Consider the following 15,088-nt stretch of genomic DNA (forward strand, 5'->3'; position numbering starts at 1 on the left):
GGGAAGATCGGTGGCGTAGATGACGTTGACGCATAAACTGGCGGAAGAAAGGCGGGCGCGGCTTGCGGCTGAGCGGTTGCTCGACCTCAAGCAGGCAGAGCTATTCGCCGCCAACCGGAAGCTCGGGCTTCATGCCGAGGCGCTTTCGAACGAGATCGTCGAGACACGCGCCGAGGTCGAGACCGTGCGAGACGAAAATCAGCGCGTCAAAACCGATCTTCTTGCGGCGAATGAAAAGATAGAGATCGCGGAGCGGCGGCTCTGGCTCTCGATTGAGACGATACAGGACGGGTTTGCCTTTTTTGATGCGCGCGATCGGATGATCGGGGCGAACCACGCCTACCTCAAAGTGTTCGATGGCGTCGACGAGATCAAACCCGGTGTGTCTTACACTCGGATTCTCGAGGTCATCACCGAAGAAGGGGTCTTTAACATCGGGGATGAACGCCCCGCGGATTGGCGTGCCAAGATGCTGGCGCGGTGGCATCAGCCTGCACCGCCGCCGATGACACTCCGCCTCTGGAATGGGGAGTATATCAAGCTTATCGACCAACGCGGACACGGCGGCGACATCGTGAGCCTTGCGCTCAACATCACGGAAACAGTCGCCTATGAGGCGAAACTCAAGGCGGAACAGGCCCGTGCTGAGGCGGCGAGCCGCGCGAAATCGGCGTTTCTGGCCAATATGAGCCACGAAATTCGGACACCGATGAATGGGATCGTGGGGATGGCGGACCTGTTGAAAGACAGCGCGCTCAGCGACGAACAGGATTTGTTCGTGCAAACCATCAAGAATTCTGCCGAGGCGCTTCTCGTCATCATCAACGATGTGCTCGACTATTCCAAGATCGAGGCCGAGAAGCTTGTTCTGCATGCCGAGAGCTTTGATCTCGAGCGTTGTATCCATGAGGTGATGACGCTCTTGCAGCCAACGGCGCGAGAGAAGGGGCTATCTCTGGTCGTGGACTACGATCTGTTTCTGCCGACCATGTTCGTTGGGGATCCGGGGCGTTTGCGGCAGGTGATGACCAACCTTTTGGGCAACGCGGTCAAGTTCACAGGGGCGGGCCATGTCCTTGTGCGGGTCGTCGGGACAACGGACACAAGCACGGGACATTGCGAATTGCACATCACCGTGGAAGATACCGGGATCGGCATTCCCGAAGACAAGATCGAGCACATCTTTGGCGAATTCAATCAGGTAGATGATGAGCGCAACCGCCAGTTCGAGGGGACCGGGCTTGGTCTGTCGATCACCAAGCGCCTGATCACTCTCATGGGGGGCGAAATCTGGGTCGACTCGGTCGCCGGGGAAGGGGCGAGTTTCGGTATGCGCGTGACCTTGCCCGTGGACGAAGACATGTCCCTCGCCCCGCCGGAGCTGCCACCGGATATCCGCAAGGTGCTTATTGTGGATGATAAGGCGATCAATCGCACCCTGCTTCAGAAACAGATGGAGCAGATGGGGGCGCGGGTCAGCCTGTGCAGCAATGCCGCAGAGGCAGGCGATCTCGTGTCCGGGGCGGATCTTGTCCTTGCCGAGGAGGCAATGCCACGGGTCGGTGGCGCAGCATTGGTCGAAGACTTGCGAACGCAGGGGTGGGGCGGGCCGATTATCCTTCTAAGCGATAATCCGGCTCGGTTCGGTAGCGGCGGCGGCGATGCAAAGGTCGTGCTTCTCAAGACGCCAAGCGTGCGGCGGGCCTTGTTCCAGAAGATACATGATCTATGCCAAGGCGGCCCTTTCACAGACGCAGCGACGGAGGGTGCCGAGGTCGTCTTGGCGCCCGAAGGGCGGCGCATGCGTATTCTGGCGGCGGAGGATAACAAGACGAACCGGCTTGTCCTGAGCAAGTTGCTCAAGTCGCTCGAAATCGACCTCAGCTTTGCGGAGAACGGGATTGAGGCGGTAGAGGCGTTTCAGACAGATCGTCCGGATCTCATCTTTATGGATATCTCAATGCCGAAGATGGACGGCAAGGAGGCAACCCAGCGCATTCGCGAGATCGAAGGCAACAGCCGAGTGCCGATTATTGCGCTCACGGCGCATGCGGTAGAGGGCGACGAGGAAGGTATCCTCGCCGCCGGGCTCGATCACTATTTGACCAAACCGCTGCGTAAGGATCAGATATTCAACGCAATCGCGCTCAATTGTCCGCCGGGGGCGTGCGATCCCTTCCCGGATGTGGCGCGGCCGACGGGTTAGGCTTCGGGCGTGTTGCGCAGAAAGACCCAGCGGTCGCCTTCAGACATGTCGGGCTGATAGGCATAGCCGCCAAGGTCAAAGTCCTTGAGGCCTTCGGGGTCGGTCAGGCGGCGCTGGATGATGAAACGCGCCATAGAGCCGCGGGCTTTCTTGGCGTAGAAGCTCACGATTTTTGGGAGGCCGCCCTTGTCCTCCATAAAGACCGGCGTGATGACACGCAGTTTCAGCGCGTCGAGGTCAACCGCGCCGAAGTACTCTTGGCTGGCGCAGTTGACGAGGACGTGGCTGCCGGTGTCTTTCGCCTGTGCATTGAGTGCGCTGGAGATCTGGCTCCCCCAGAATTCATAGAGGTTCTTGCCGCGCGGGTTCTTGAGGCGGCTGCCCATCTCGAGGCGATAGGGCTGGATCGCGTCAAGCGGACGCAACACGCCGTAAAGCCCTGAGAGAATGCGCAGGTGGTCCTGCGCCCAGGCCATTTCCTCCGCATCAAGCGACGCGGCCTCGAGGCCGGTATAGGTATCGCCTGCAAAGGCACGCACAGCGGGGCGGGTCGCGAAGGCGTCCGGTTCGGCTTCGAAGGCCTTAAACCGATCATAGTTCAACGTTGCGAGATTGGCGCTAAGCGACATGAGCTTTTGCAATTGCTCGACGGAGAGGCCGCGCGCGACCTCTGTCAAGGCGAGGGCCTCGTCCTGAAAATCCGGCGCGGTGGTGCGGGCCTCGACCGGGTTCCAATCGAGCTTTTTGGCGGGCGACACGACGACGAGCATTGACAGAGACTCCTTAGATTTCGAGCGAGACTTAGCTCGCCTCCCGCACGGCGTCCAGAAACGCCGCGCCAAATCGCTGCGCCCGTTTGTCGCCGAGAAGGCGCGTCATGCTGCCTTCGTCTTGGGGACGAGTATTGGCGACCTTCGCAAGAAGCGCGGCGGAACAGGACATGGGCTTGTCGATGCCGTCGGGACCGCGTGCTAGATCGGATTGGACCTCAAGGAGGCGATCGTAAAGCGTCCCGGCATCGCGCCCGGCAAGCTTGCGGCGCGAGGGGTGCAGTGCCTCGGCCTCACCAACGATCACTTCGAGGAAAGCACCGCCATAGGAGGCGAGTTTTTTTGCACCGACGCCGCCGATCCCAGCCATCTCGTCGAGGCTCTGGGGCCGCTTCTCAGCCATTTCAATCAAGGTGCGGTCGTTGAAGATGATATAGGCAGGGACTTTCGCCGCCTCTGCGAGAGCCCGGCGTTTGGCTTTTAGCGCAGACAGGAGCGGCGCATCCTCATCACTGACCAGGGCCTTGGCGGCGGGGCGCGACGGCGCTTTGCGGATCGTATCGCGGCGCAATTCGATCGTGGCCTCGCCCTTGAGGATCGGAAGCGCAGCATCGGTCATGCGGAGGCCGCCGTGACGCTCGGGATCAGGGCGCATGAGGTCATGTCCCATCATCTGTCGAAAGATTGCCTGCCACTGACGCTTGTCATACTCTGTGCCGACACCAAAGGTTGGCAGGCCGTCATGGCCTCGGTCGCGCACCTTGTCGGTTTCGTTGCCGAGGAGCACGTCGATCAGATGGCCCGAGCCAAACCATTCCCCGGTCCGCAGGGCGGCCGAAAGCGCTTTGCGCACGGCGGTGGTGCCGTCAAAGACATCAGCGGGCGTATCGCAGAGATCGCAATTGCCACAGGAGACATCGGTTTCGCCGAAATAGCCAAGAAGCGTTTCACGGCGGCAATGGAGGGCCTCGGCGAGACCAAGGAGGGCGTTGAGGCGGGCATGATCGGCGGCGCGGCGTTCTGGCGGGGCAAGGCCCTCGTCGATTTGCGATCGGCGCAGGCGGATATCGTCTGGACCGTAGAGAGTCAGGGTCTCCGCAGGCGCGCCATCACGCCCGGCGCGGCCGATCTCCTGATAGTAGGCCTCGATGGATTTCGGCAGGTCCGCATGCGCGACCCAGCGGATATCGGGTTTGTCCACGCCCATGCCGAAGGCGACGGTTGCGACGACGATCAATCCGTCCTCGCGTTGAAACCGGGCTTCGGTTTCGCGGCGGGCATCTGGGTCCATGCCGCCATGGTAGTGGAGCGACAGATGACCCGCCTCGCGCAGTGCAGCGGCGAGGCTTTCGGTTTTGGCGCGGGTGCCGCAATAGACGATGCCCGACTGCCCTTTGCGTGCGTCGGCAAAGTCGAGGATCTGGCGACGGGGGCTGTTCTTGGCCTCGAAGGCGAGGTGGATATTGGGCCGGTCAAAGCCGCGTAGGAAGGTTTCCGGCGGCGTGCCGTCAAAGAGTCGGGCGACGATTTCGTCGCGGGTCTCGGCGTCGGCGGTGGCAGTGAACGCGGCAATCGGCACATTCAGGGCGCGGCGTAATTCGCCGATCCGAAGATAGTCTGGGCGGAAGTCATGACCCCATTGGCTTACACAGTGGGCCTCGTCCACGGCGATTAGAGAGACACCGATACGGCGCAACATGCCCATCGCGGCACCGGAGGCGAGCCGTTCCGGGGCGATGTAGAGTAGTTTGAGGCGCCCCGCCTCGAGCGCGTCCCAAACAGCGGCGGTCTCTTCCTCAGTGTTGCCAGAGGTGAGCGCGCCGGCCTCAACGCCCGCTTCGCGCAGAGCGCGAACCTGATCGCGCATGAGGGCGATCAGGGGCGAGATCACGACGGTCACACCATCGCGCACCAATGCCGGAAGTTGAAAGCAAAGAGATTTACCGCCACCCGTGGGCATGATCGCGAGAACATTCTCGCCCCGCACCACGGCATCGACGATGTCCTCCTGGCCGGGACGGAATGACTCGAATCCGAATACGTCACGCAGCAAAGTGGCGGCGGCCATGGAAGTCCTGCTCTTGTTGATCGACTGCTCTTGGGCGGCAGTTTTTCATATTGCCGCGGGCCTCACAACCCGCGGGTCGCGATCCCTAGAGCAAGATCGCCGGAAGGATGTAGTCTCGCAGCGAGATAATGATGATAAAGGCCACGAGCGGCGCAAGGTCGAGCGGGCGCGTGTCGGGCAGGATGTTGCGGATCGGGGTGTAGATCGGCTCGAGCAGGCGGTTGAGGCCATACCAGATCTGGGCCGCGAATTGCTGACCGAGGTTCAGAACCTGAAAGCTGATGAGCCAGCTCATGATGATATGGATGAGCATGATGAAGAAAGCCACATCCAGAATGAGCCGCAGCGGTCCGTAGATAGCCATCATGGCAAGTATCTCCTGTTTTCCTGCCCAAGAGGTAAGCGCGCGGGCGACAAAGGGCAAGCCTCCTGCAGGGTCATGATTGACGTAGCAGGCAGGGGCGTAGAGAACGCGATGCGAAAGGAGCCGCCCATGTACCCTGTCATCCGCATGATCAAAGAGTTGGTCGTGGCCCGTAAGGCGAGCCCGCTGCCGCTTACGGGAACGCATGTCTCACAGCATATCTGCTGGCCGCAGGATATCGACATCTGGATGGAGTTGAACAACGGGCGCACCCTGACGCTCTTGGATCTCGGGCGTATTCCGCTTGCGCATCGCATCGGCCTTATTGGGGTGCTGCGCAAGAAACGCTGGGCGTTGACGATGGCGGGGGGTTCCGTGCGCTATCGCCGTCGCATCCGTACCTTTGAACGGTTCGAGATCAGGAGCCGGGCGGTCTGTTGGGACGACAAATTCGTCTATATCGAGCAATCCATGTGGAAGCGCGACGGCGAATGCGCCAATCATGCGCTCTACCGTGCGGCTGTGACCGATGCGAATGGGATCGTTTCTCCAGACCGCATTCTGGAGGCGCTTGGCTTTGACGAGGCAAGCCCCGAAACCCCGGAATGGATCGCAAATTGGATCGAAGCAGAGGCGACGCGACCTTGGCCGCCAATGCAAGATTAGCTTGCTTGAATGTCATACTCCCTGTCTAAGATTGAAAAAAACGAGGGGAGGACGCGATGGCCGAGGTTTCCAAGCGTAGACGAATCTGGGGCTGGTGGTTTTTCGATTGGGCGAGCCAACCGTATAACACGCTCGTTCTGACTTTTATTTTCGGCCCGTATTTCGCGAAGGTTGTCAGCGAGATCCTTGTCGAAAGCGGCATGGGTGTCCCCGAGGCCAAGGCACAGGCGCAAGCCTACTGGGGCTATGGTCTGACCGTCTCTGGCGTCCTGATCGCGGTTCTCGCACCGATCCTCGGGGCGGTTGCCGACAGCACCGGCAAACGGATGCCTTGGGTCTGGACCTTCTCTGCCATGTATGTGGTTGGCGCCTATGCGCTCTGGTACACGGCGCCGGCGGACTTCGACGTGACCCGCACGCTGATCTTCTTTGGGATTGGTCTGATCGGCATGGAGTTTGCGACGATCTTCACCAATGCCATGCTGCCCTCTCTCGGCGGCAAGGAAGAGATTGGCCGGATTTCCGGCACCGGCTGGGCCTTTGGCTATGTTGGCGGGGTAATCGCCCTCGCGATCATGTTGCTTTTCTTCCAAGCCGGCGAGAGCGGCACGACCATGGCCGGGCTGGCTCCGGTGTTCGGTCTTGATACATCGACCTATGCGGACACGCGGGCCGTTGGGCCACTGACCTCGATCTGGTACGCGGTATTCATGATCCCGTTCTTTCTTTGGGTGAAGGAACAGCCCGATCCGAACCATGAACCCTACAAGGTTGGTAAGGCGCTGAGCGACCTCGGGCGCACATTGCGCGGGCTGCCCATGCATCGCAGCCTTCTGGCCTATCTCACCTCCTCGATGTTTTATCGCGATGCGCTCAACGGCATGTATACGTTCGGCGGCATTTACGCCTTTGGTGTTCTTGAGTGGGGCATCATGCAGGTCGGCATTTTCGGTATTGTCGCAGCCATGACGGGGGCGCTCTTTGCTTGGATCGGGGGCAAGGCGGATACGGCCTTTGGCCCGAAGCCTGTAATCGTGGTCTGCATTACGGCGCTTCTATTCACGGCGGTGTTCATCATCGGTCTGTCGCGCGATGCGGTGTTTGGGATGCCGGTTGCCGAAGGGTCGGCCCTGCCGGATATCCTGTTCTTCGTGGCAGGGGGCATGATTGGGGCCGCAGGTGGCGCGCTTCAATCGGCGAGCCGGACGATGGTCGTGCGCCAGTCGAACCCGGAACGGATGACCGAAGCCTTTGGTCTTTATGCGCTTTCGGGAAAGGCGACGACCTTCCTCGCCCCGGCCTTGATCGCCATCGTGTCGGACATAAGCGGAAGTCAGCGTCTTGGCATCACGCCGATTGCGGCGCTCTTTCTTCTCGGAATGATCCTGCTAGTCTGGGTGAAACCGGAAGGAGATCACACCAAATGGTCCGACGCCTCCTCATCCTGATCGCGCTTGGCGGATTGGCAGCCTGCCAGACGCAAACAGCCGAACGGGCAACCGTCTCGACGCAGGCCGAGATCCCCGTCGCCATGCGCGGGGTCGAGGCGCGGCAGTTGTTTGGGGCGCATGCACATGGCTCGCGTCAAGATCCGGCGCCGCATGGATCCTATTCCAAGGGGTGTCTTGCAGGGGGTGTCGAGCTTGCTGAGACCGGGCCGACATGGCAGGCCATGCGCCTGTCGCGCAACAGGAACTGGGCCTATCCCGAAACCGTCTCCTTCATCCGAGACCTTTCTGCCAAGGCTGCGGCGCAGCCGGGGTGGGCAGGGCTATATGTCGGCGACATGAGCCAGCCGCGTGGCGGGCCGATGCTCACCGGGCACCGTAGTCACCAAAGCGGGCTCGATGTCGATATCTGGATGTTGCCGCCCAAGCGGCTTGATCTGAGCGCGGTGGAGCGGGAGAACCTATCGTCGATCTCGACACGGCGTGCCAAGGGGGCCTACGTCAACGACAACTGGACCCGCGGGCATCACGAGATTCTCAAGGCCGCCGCACAGGATCCGCGCGTGGCGCGTATTTTCGTCTTTCCCGGCGCCAAAGTCAGGATGTGCAATGACGAGACCGGCGACAGGAGCTGGCTTCGCAAGATCCGCCCATGGTGGGGGCATCACTATCATTTCCATGTGCGTCTAAACTGTCCCAAAGGGGCGCGCGGCTGCATCGATCAAGACGCGCCGCCGCCCGGAGACGGGTGCAAGGATGCGGAGAAATGGGTGCAGGATATCCTGAATCCGCCGCCGCCAGATCCGGACGCCCCGAAACCCAAACCACGCCGTCAGCTTCAGATGGCAGATCTCCCCCGGCAATGCGTTTCCGTTCTTCAATCGCAATAGGCGCGTTTTGTCTGCTCGCTGCGGCTTGTGGATGGGCCGAGGGAGGGGATAGCGCCCGTCTGGCCTCTGTTCTTGCATGGGACAGGGACGAGGACTGGTTCGGTGGGTTCTCCGGCATGGAGGTTGCCCCGGACGGCAATACCTTCCTCATGGTGACGGACAGGGGGCGCTTTGTTGAAGGGCGTTTCATGCGTGATGACGATGGCGGCCTAGTCGGGGTCGAAGAGGTGCGGATGGAGCGCGTGAAGACCCGAACCGGAGAGGTGCCGCGCCCGTTCGAACGCAATAGCGAAGGGCTCGCTCAAAGCGCACAGGGCGGGCCGATCTATGTTTGTTTTGAAGGACAGCATAAGGTTGAGGCTTTCGAGTATCCCGGTGCTTCGGCTCAAAGCCTGCCTGCCTTGCCGGGAACCGAGCAGCTTTCGCGCAATGAGGGGCTTGAGGCGCTGGCCGTGGATCAGGTTGGTCGGCTGGTCGTGGTATCAGAGGGGGCACCGGAGGCCGAGGAAGGGTTTCCCATATGGCGGCTTGCCGAAGGCGAATGGCACATCCTCGACAACATCTCGCGTGAGGGCGGGTTTCGACCTGTTGGCGCGGACTTTGGGCCGGATGGGCGTTTCTATCTTCTGGAGCGGAGTTTTAACGTTGTCGGGTTTAGCAACCGCGTGCGCCGCTTCGATGTCGAGAATGACAAACTCGTCAACGGGCAAGAGCTTTTTCGGGCCGCGACGGGCGTTCATGACAATCTCGAAGCCCTGTCGGTCTGGCGCGATACGACGGGAGCGATCCGTCTCACGATGGTGTCGGATGACAATTTCTTTTCGTTTCAGCGCACCGAAGTCGTCGAGTATGTGGTCCAACAAGCCCCTTGATTTCAAGGCGCGGCCTCTATAGACCCCGCCCGTCCCGCATGGGTGCGGGACCAAGTCGCCGCCACCTTGTAAAAACGGATTCAGAGTTATGAAAACGATCCATCTTCCCGGCATTCTTGCCATGGCCGCCATTGTCGTGGCCTCCAACATCCTTGTGCAGTTCCTGTTCGGCCAATGGTTGACCTGGGGTGCCTTTACCTATCCGCTCGCCTTTCTCGTGACCGACGTGATGAATCGCGTCTATGGCGTTGCCGCCGCGCGCCGCGTTGTGGTCGCCGGCTTTGTCGTCGGCGTGATCTGCTCCGCGATCGGCACGCAGATCATGCTCGAGGGCGACGGCTATACCTATCCGGCCGTGACTCTGCGCATCGCGCTTGGCTCGGGCCTCGCGTTCTTGACGGCGCAGCTTCTTGATGTGGCTGTGTTCAACCGGCTGCGTGAAGGGGCGTGGTGGCGGGCGCCTTTGGCGTCGACGTTGATTGGCTCTTCGGTAGATACCGCGATTTTCTTTACGATCGCTTTCTCCGGGGCGCTGACATTCCTCGAGCCGGGCAACGATGTCTCTTGGGCGGGCGAGATGCTTCCGCTTCTGGGCGCCGGGCCTGTCCTGCCGCTTTGGGTTAGCCTTGGACTTGCCGACTGGATGGTCAAACTGTCGCTCGCTTTGCTTGCTCTTGTGCCATTCCGCATCATCGTGGGGGTATTGGTACCGCGCACCACATGATTTTGTTTGACATATCCACAGCCTGTGGCAGGCTGAGGGTACGCGAAACAATCTGAAAGGAGGTGCCCATTGTCTAGAGAAGCTATGGAGAGCAGTGTTGGAACAGTTCGGAGGGAGTATCTCTGAGGCAGCCCTTGGCTGATACAGAACCCGAATTGGTGCTCACCTAACCGACGCACCTCCTACCATCTCGAAGGGCCGCTCTATCGCGAAAGAGCGGCCCTTTTCGTTGGAAAATCGCATATATGTATCACGTCGGTATTACGTCGGTATCGCGGTGGTGCGAGAATGAACCGGGTCAGACAGAGTATGAGGGGCAGCAATGCTCGTGATTGACGAGAACGTCAGCTTGCAGGACTGGGAATTGACGGAGCAGTTCGTCCGTGCCAGCGGGCCAGGCGGACAGAACGTCAACAAGGTCGCGACGGCGGTCGAGTTGCGCTTTGAGGCAGAAAGGTCGCCCTCTCTTGAAGGGCCGGTCAAGGCGCGGCTCAAGCGGTTGGCGGGGCGGCGCTGGACCAAGGATGGTGCGGTTATCATTCAGTGCGACGAGACCCGCAGTCAGGGACGCAACCGCGAGATCGCGCGCGAGCGCCTCGCCGAGTTGATCCGCAAGGCGCTTGTCAAACCGAAGCGCAGGATCAAAACCAAACCGACCTACGGATCGAAGCAACGCCGTCTCAAGGCCAAGAAAGAACGCGGCGAGGTCAAAGCGCTTCGCGGTCAGGTGCGGCGCGAGGACTAGCTCCGACGAGTTTTCGCCGCGTTTGCCATTGCGGTTCTCGCTCAGGTGGTTTGAATGCCCTCGTGTGACGAGGGGAAGCAAGACTATGACAGAAACCATGCTGGAACGCCGCGCGCGCCTTTTGGGGCCGCAGATGACGACCTTTTACCGCGAGCCGGTGCATGTTGTGCGCGGGGAAGGCGCCTATCTTTGGGACAAGGACGGGCGGCGGTATCTCGATTGCTACAACAATGTTCCGCATGTCGGGCATTGCCACCCCCGCGTTGTCGAAGCGATTGCAACGCAGGCGGCGACGCTCAACACCCATACGCGCTATGTGCATGACGCAATCCTTGACTATGGCGAGGCGCTTACGGCCAAGTTCGGGCATAGGCTCGAGAGTCTGGTTATGGTGTGTTCGGGATCCGAGGCCAATGATGTGGCGCTTCGCATGGCCGAAGCCGTGACCGGCAAGACCGGGATTATTGGCACGGACAACACCTATCACGGCAATACAGCGGCGGTTTCACAGCTCAATTCGAAGAAAATACCGGTTGGGGGCTATCGGGATCATGTGCGGCAGGTTCCGGCACCGGACAATATGGCCCCGATTGGCGGATCGCAGGAAGGGCAGGCCGAGGCCTTTGCGCGTGGTGTCGAGGCGGCGATTGCCGAATTGGAAGAGAGCGGCCATGGCGTCGCGGCGATGATCCTTTGCCCCTATTTCGCCAATGAGGGGTTTCCGACGCTTGAGCGCGGTTTCCTTGATCGCGCGATTGAGGCTGTGCGAAAGGCGGGCGGGATCATCATCGCGGATGAGGTGCAGCCCGGTTTCGGGCGCATCGGGAGCCATTGGTGGGGGCATGATCGGCTTGGCTTTGCGCCCGATATCGTGACGCTTGGCAAGCCGATGGCGAACGGGCATCCCGTCGCCGCCGTTGTCACGCGGCCCGAGATCCTCGGCGCGTTTCAGGAGGCGTTCAAATACTTCAATACCTTCGGCGGCAATCCGGTCAGCGCGGCGGCGGCGATGGCGGTCTTGCAGGTCATTGAGGACGAGGCGCTTGTCGAGAACGCGCGCGATGTCGGGGCCTATACGCTGTCGCTCTTGCAGGAGGTACAGGCGCGCCATGATGTGATCGCGGATGTGCGCGGTGCGGGGCTTTTCCTTGGGGCAGAGCTCTGGCGCGATGGAGCACCGGCAACTGCGCTTTGCGCCGAAGTGGTCGAGGACATGCGGGGGCGTGGTGTGTTGCTTCATTCCGTCGGGCGGCGTGACAACACGCTCAAGGTTCGGCCGCCTTGCGTCTTTGGGCGCGCGGAGGCCGAGACACTCGCCGAGGTTATGGACGCGGCATTGGAGGCGGTGACATGAAGGATGCAGAGGCCCGCGCCTATGCAGAGGCGGCCCTGATGCATTGGGGGATTGAGGCGACGCCGCGCCTTATCAAGAACCGTGAGAACGCCGTATTCGAGACTGTTTCGCCTGAATTCGGGCGGGTGGCGTTGCGGCTCCATCGTCCCGGATACCAGAGCGATGCCGCGATCCGATCAGAGCTATGGTGGGCCGAGGCCTTGGTCGCGGCTGGTGTGCAGGTGCCTTTGCCGGTGCGAACCAAGGCCGGGGATGTGATCGCCGATGTGCCCGAGGCGGGGCGGAGGGCGTCGATTGTGACATGGATGGACGGCGCGCCATTGGGCGAGGGGGATGTGCCTCTTGACGGCAGCCCGGCGCGGCAGGCGGCGCTACATCATGCGCTTGGCGCAGAGTTGGCGCGGCTTCATGCGGCGAGCGACGAGGCGACCCTGCCGGAGGCCTTTGAAAGGGGTGTGCTCGATCGCTCGGCCCTCTTGGGGGATGATCCCGCGTGGGGGCGGTTTTGGGAAAATCCGGCGCTATCGGGGGAGGAGCGCGCGGCTCTTCTAGAGGCGCGAGAGCGGCTTTGCGAGGTGATCGGAAGCCACGAAGCGGAGGGCGATTTCGGCCTGATCCACGCGGATGCGCTGCGCGAGAACGTGATGGTGCAGGGCGATGCGGTGCGCCTGATCGACTTTGACGACGGAGTGTTTGGGTTCCGCATGTACGAGCTTGGCGTGGCGATGTCGCAGAACTGGGATCAGCCGAACCGCGCGGATTTGGGTGCTGCGCTTCTCGAGGGGTATGGCACGGTGAGGCCGCTGCCGGGCGATGCGGCGCTCCTTGAGGCGTTCACGGTCATGCGGGGGCTTGCGAGCTGTGGTTGGGTGATCGGGCGTTATGCGCCGGGCGCACCCGAGACCGCCGACTATGCGGCGCGGGCGGTGACGATGGCGCGGGAATGGCTTAGACGATAACCTCGAGCTTTTCCTGCGCGCCGACGCCAAAGACGCGTTTGTAGCGCTCGATCTCATCCGCCGGGCCCATCGCCTTGTTGGGGTTATCGGAGAGCTTGACCGTCGGACTTCCATTGGCCGAGACCGCTTTGCAGACGAGCGAGAAGGGCGCGAGGCCATCGTCAGGGGTCAGGCCGCGGAAATCGTTGGTCAAGAGCGTGCCCCAGCCGAAAGACACCTTGGCGCGGCCTTCGAATTGCGTCGCAAGCTCGACGATCTTGGCCTCGTCGAGACCGTCGGAGAAGATGATGAGCTTCTTGGTCGGATCCTCTCCGCGTTCTTTCCACCAGCGAATGGCCACCTCGGCGGCGGTGGCGGGATCGCCGGAGTCGATGCGAATCCCGGTCCATCCTGCGAGCCAGTCGGGCGCACGTTTGAGGAAGCCCTCAGTGCCGTAGGTGTCGGGCAAGATGATGCGCAGATTCCCGTCATGTTCTTCGTGCCAGTCGGCCAAGACCTGATAGGGGGCTTGCGCGAGTTCTTCGTCGCTCTTGGCGAGGGCGGAATAGACCATCGGAAGTTCATGCGCGTTGGTGCCGATGGCTTCGAGGTCGCGTTTCATGGCGATGTGGCAATTGGAGGTGCCGATGAACTTGTCGCCAAGTCCTTCGCCCATCGCCTGCACGCACCAATCCTGCCAGAGATAGGAATGGCGGCGGCGGGTGCCGAAGTCAGCGATCTTGAGGCCCGGCACATCGCGCATGTGCTGAATCTTTTCCCAGAGCTTGGTCATGGCGCGGGCATAAAGAACCTGAAGCTCGAATTTGCGCATGTCGTTGAGAACGGCGCGACCGCGCAGTTCCATCAGGACAGCGAGCGCAGGGATTTCCCAGAGCATGACCTCGTGCCATTTCCCTTCGAAGGTCAGCTCATACTGACCGTCGCGCTTTTCGAGGTGGTAATCGGGAAGCGACATGTTCTCAAACCACTGCATGAAGTCGGGGCGGAACATCTGGCGTTTGCCGTAGAATGTATTGCCGCGCAGGAAGGTGCTTTCGCCGCGGGTCAGGGAAAGGGAACGGATGTGGTCAAGCTGTTCGCGCAACTCGCCCTCGTCGACCAGTTCGGCAAGACGCACGGAATCGGTACGGTTGATGAGTGAGAAGGTGACATGGGCGTCCGGCTGATTGCGGAACACCGATTGGCACATCAGGAGCTTGTAGAAGTCATTGTCAATCAGCGACCGGACGATCGGATCGATTTTCCATTGCTGGTTCCAGACTCGTGTCGCGATATCGACCATGTTTCAGGCTTTCCTTGCCAGTGTTTCCAAGGTGATAGCGAAAAGAACGCAGGGGGTCCAATCCGATTTGTGCGCCGCTCTTTCGCCTTAGGCGAGATGCACACCGGCCTGCTTCAGTTCTGCAAGCGCCGCCGCGAGCGAACCGTCGAGATCAATCGCGCGGCAGAGGTCTTGGCGCAGGGTCGCTTTGAATCCAAGCTGCGCGGCATCCAACGCGGAATAGGCGACGCAGAAATCGGTGGCGAGACCGACAAAGGTCAGTTCGGTGATGCCAAGGCTTCGTAGCGCGCCATCAAGCCCCGTGGGGGTTTTTCGGTCGTTTTCGAAGAAGGCGGAGTAGCTATCAATTGCCGGGTTCATGCCTTTGCGCTGAATGATCGCGGCGTGGTCGGTGTCGAGGTCGGTGTGAAAGGCGGCACCATGCGAGCCTTGGACACAATGATCTGGCCAGAGCACTTGGGGGCCATAGGGCATCTCGGTCATCTCGAACGGAGTTTTGCCATCATGCGAGGAGGCGAAAGACGAATGGCCTGCCGGGTGCCAGTCCTGTGTCAGGATCACGTGGTCGAAATCGGGCATGAGGGTGTTGATGCCTGCAACAATCTCGTCCCCGCCGGATACAGCAAGCGCGCCACCGGGGCAGAAATCGTTTTGCATGTCGATGACGATCAGGGCGTGGGTCATGGAAGCCTCCTATGCTTGGGCCAAGGCATAGCAAGGTGTAGAGGGGCGGCGCAAAT

14 protein-coding genes are annotated in these 15,088 nt (G+C 61.0%); 9 read left to right on the forward strand and 5 right to left on the reverse strand.

Features of this window, described 5'->3' with window-relative positions; translation table 11 throughout:
• Positions 1 to 19 precede the first annotated feature (19 nt).
• Positions 20 to 2,206 (forward strand): response regulator, encoded by a 2,187-nt coding sequence (locus R1W01_RS07985; RefSeq protein ID WP_297754474.1) that lies wholly within the window; start codon positions 20 to 22, stop codon positions 2,204 to 2,206.
• Here the strand turns inward: R1W01_RS07985 and yaaA are convergent.
• The 3 genes from yaaA to R1W01_RS08000 form a co-directional block, all read right to left on the reverse strand.
• On the reverse strand, positions 2,203 to 2,976 hold the full coding sequence (gene yaaA, locus R1W01_RS07990; protein ID WP_297754471.1) for a peroxide stress protein YaaA: 774 nt from the start codon (positions 2,974 to 2,976) through the stop codon (positions 2,203 to 2,205). The two genes, R1W01_RS07985 and yaaA, sit on opposite strands and share 4 nt — an antisense overlap.
• A gap of 31 nt (positions 2,977 to 3,007) precedes the next feature.
• Positions 3,008 to 5,044: a DNA helicase RecQ gene (gene recQ, locus R1W01_RS07995; RefSeq protein ID WP_297754468.1), complete on the reverse strand. Its 2,037-nt coding sequence runs from the start codon at positions 5,042 to 5,044 to the stop codon at positions 3,008 to 3,010.
• A gap of 85 nt (positions 5,045 to 5,129) precedes the next feature.
• On the reverse strand, positions 5,130 to 5,411 hold the full coding sequence (locus R1W01_RS08000) for a YggT family protein (protein ID WP_317275186.1): 282 nt from the start codon (positions 5,409 to 5,411) through the stop codon (positions 5,130 to 5,132).
• Positions 5,412 to 5,537: 126 nt separating this feature from the next.
• Between R1W01_RS08000 and R1W01_RS08005 the strand changes: the two genes are divergently transcribed.
• The 8 genes from R1W01_RS08005 to R1W01_RS08040 all read left to right on the forward strand — a co-directional run bounded on the left by R1W01_RS08005 (position 5,538) and on the right by R1W01_RS08040 (position 13,066).
• Positions 5,538 to 6,074, forward strand: coding sequence for an acyl-CoA thioesterase (locus R1W01_RS08005; RefSeq protein WP_297754464.1), 537 nt, complete (start codon positions 5,538 to 5,540; stop codon positions 6,072 to 6,074).
• A 56-nt stretch (positions 6,075 to 6,130) separates the two neighbouring features.
• Positions 6,131 to 7,522, forward strand: a complete 1,392-nt coding sequence (locus tag R1W01_RS08010; RefSeq protein ID WP_243611713.1) for an MFS transporter — start codon at positions 6,131 to 6,133, stop codon at positions 7,520 to 7,522.
• Entirely contained in the window at positions 7,498 to 8,412 is a 915-nt protein-coding gene (mepA, locus tag R1W01_RS08015) for a penicillin-insensitive murein endopeptidase (RefSeq protein WP_297754461.1), read from the forward strand. The genes R1W01_RS08010 and mepA overlap by 25 nt, the downstream gene beginning before the upstream one ends.
• Positions 8,385 to 9,284, forward strand: coding sequence for an esterase-like activity of phytase family protein (locus R1W01_RS08020; RefSeq protein ID WP_297754458.1), 900 nt, complete (start codon positions 8,385 to 8,387; stop codon positions 9,282 to 9,284). Before mepA ends, R1W01_RS08020 begins: the two co-directional genes overlap by 28 nt.
• A gap of 88 nt (positions 9,285 to 9,372) precedes the next feature.
• Positions 9,373 to 10,008, forward strand: a complete 636-nt coding sequence (locus R1W01_RS08025) for a queuosine precursor transporter (protein WP_243611716.1) — start codon at positions 9,373 to 9,375, stop codon at positions 10,006 to 10,008.
• Positions 10,009 to 10,330: 322 nt separating this feature from the next.
• Positions 10,331 to 10,753 carry an alternative ribosome rescue aminoacyl-tRNA hydrolase ArfB gene (arfB, locus tag R1W01_RS08030; protein WP_243611717.1) on the forward strand — a complete coding sequence of 141 codons (423 nt, stop codon included), beginning with the start codon at positions 10,331 to 10,333 and terminating at the stop codon, positions 10,751 to 10,753.
• An 85-nt stretch (positions 10,754 to 10,838) separates the two neighbouring features.
• The gene (locus R1W01_RS08035) at positions 10,839 to 12,107 is read left to right on the forward strand and encodes an aspartate aminotransferase family protein (RefSeq protein WP_297754453.1); all 1,269 of its coding nucleotides are present in this window, start codon (positions 10,839 to 10,841) and stop codon (positions 12,105 to 12,107) included.
• Positions 12,104 to 13,066 (forward strand): phosphotransferase enzyme family protein, encoded by a 963-nt coding sequence (locus R1W01_RS08040; RefSeq protein WP_297754451.1) that lies wholly within the window; start codon positions 12,104 to 12,106, stop codon positions 13,064 to 13,066. The genes R1W01_RS08035 and R1W01_RS08040 overlap by 4 nt, the downstream gene beginning before the upstream one ends.
• Here R1W01_RS08040 and pncB read toward each other — a convergent pair.
• Both pncB and pncA read right to left on the reverse strand, forming a co-directional pair.
• A complete protein-coding gene (gene pncB, locus R1W01_RS08045) occupies positions 13,056 to 14,348 on the reverse strand; it encodes a nicotinate phosphoribosyltransferase (RefSeq protein ID WP_297754449.1) in 1,293 nt (430 codons plus the stop codon). The two genes, R1W01_RS08040 and pncB, sit on opposite strands and share 11 nt — an antisense overlap.
• Positions 14,349 to 14,435: 87 nt before the next feature.
• Positions 14,436 to 15,032, reverse strand: a complete 597-nt coding sequence (gene pncA / locus R1W01_RS08050) for a bifunctional nicotinamidase/pyrazinamidase (RefSeq protein ID WP_297754446.1) — start codon at positions 15,030 to 15,032, stop codon at positions 14,436 to 14,438.
• Positions 15,033 to 15,088 lie beyond the last annotated feature (56 nt).

The sequence above is a fragment of the Shimia sp. FJ5 genome (assembly GCF_032918335.1).
Taxonomy (GTDB): domain Bacteria; phylum Pseudomonadota; class Alphaproteobacteria; order Rhodobacterales; family Rhodobacteraceae; genus Shimia; species Shimia aestuarii_A.

Excerpts from the sequence above, each read along its gene's own strand:
- arfB (WP_243611717.1), top strand. The coding sequence starts at position 10,331 with ATGCTCGTGATTGACGAGAACGTCAGCTTGCAGGACTGGGAATTGACG.
- yaaA (WP_297754471.1), bottom strand. The coding sequence starts at position 2,976 with ATGCTCGTCGTCGTGTCGCCCGCCAAAAAGCTCGATTGGAACCCGGTC.
- R1W01_RS08000 (WP_317275186.1), bottom strand. The coding sequence starts at position 5,411 with ATGATGGCTATCTACGGACCGCTGCGGCTCATTCTGGATGTGGCTTTC.
- pncA (WP_297754446.1), bottom strand. The coding sequence starts at position 15,032 with ATGACCCACGCCCTGATCGTCATCGACATGCAAAACGATTTCTGCCCC.
- R1W01_RS07985 (WP_297754474.1), top strand. The coding sequence starts at position 20 with ATGACGTTGACGCATAAACTGGCGGAAGAAAGGCGGGCGCGGCTTGCG.
- pncB (WP_297754449.1), bottom strand. The coding sequence starts at position 14,348 with ATGGTCGATATCGCGACACGAGTCTGGAACCAGCAATGGAAAATCGAT.
- R1W01_RS08005 (WP_297754464.1), top strand. The coding sequence starts at position 5,538 with ATGTACCCTGTCATCCGCATGATCAAAGAGTTGGTCGTGGCCCGTAAG.
- recQ (WP_297754468.1), bottom strand. The coding sequence starts at position 5,044 with ATGGCCGCCGCCACTTTGCTGCGTGACGTATTCGGATTCGAGTCATTC.
- R1W01_RS08035 (WP_297754453.1), top strand. The coding sequence starts at position 10,839 with ATGACAGAAACCATGCTGGAACGCCGCGCGCGCCTTTTGGGGCCGCAG.
- R1W01_RS08020 (WP_297754458.1), top strand. The coding sequence starts at position 8,385 with ATGCGTTTCCGTTCTTCAATCGCAATAGGCGCGTTTTGTCTGCTCGCT.
- R1W01_RS08025 (WP_243611716.1), top strand. The coding sequence starts at position 9,373 with ATGAAAACGATCCATCTTCCCGGCATTCTTGCCATGGCCGCCATTGTC.
- mepA (WP_297754461.1), top strand. The coding sequence starts at position 7,498 with ATGGTCCGACGCCTCCTCATCCTGATCGCGCTTGGCGGATTGGCAGCC.
- R1W01_RS08040 (WP_297754451.1), top strand. The coding sequence starts at position 12,104 with ATGAAGGATGCAGAGGCCCGCGCCTATGCAGAGGCGGCCCTGATGCAT.
- R1W01_RS08010 (WP_243611713.1), top strand. The coding sequence starts at position 6,131 with ATGGCCGAGGTTTCCAAGCGTAGACGAATCTGGGGCTGGTGGTTTTTC.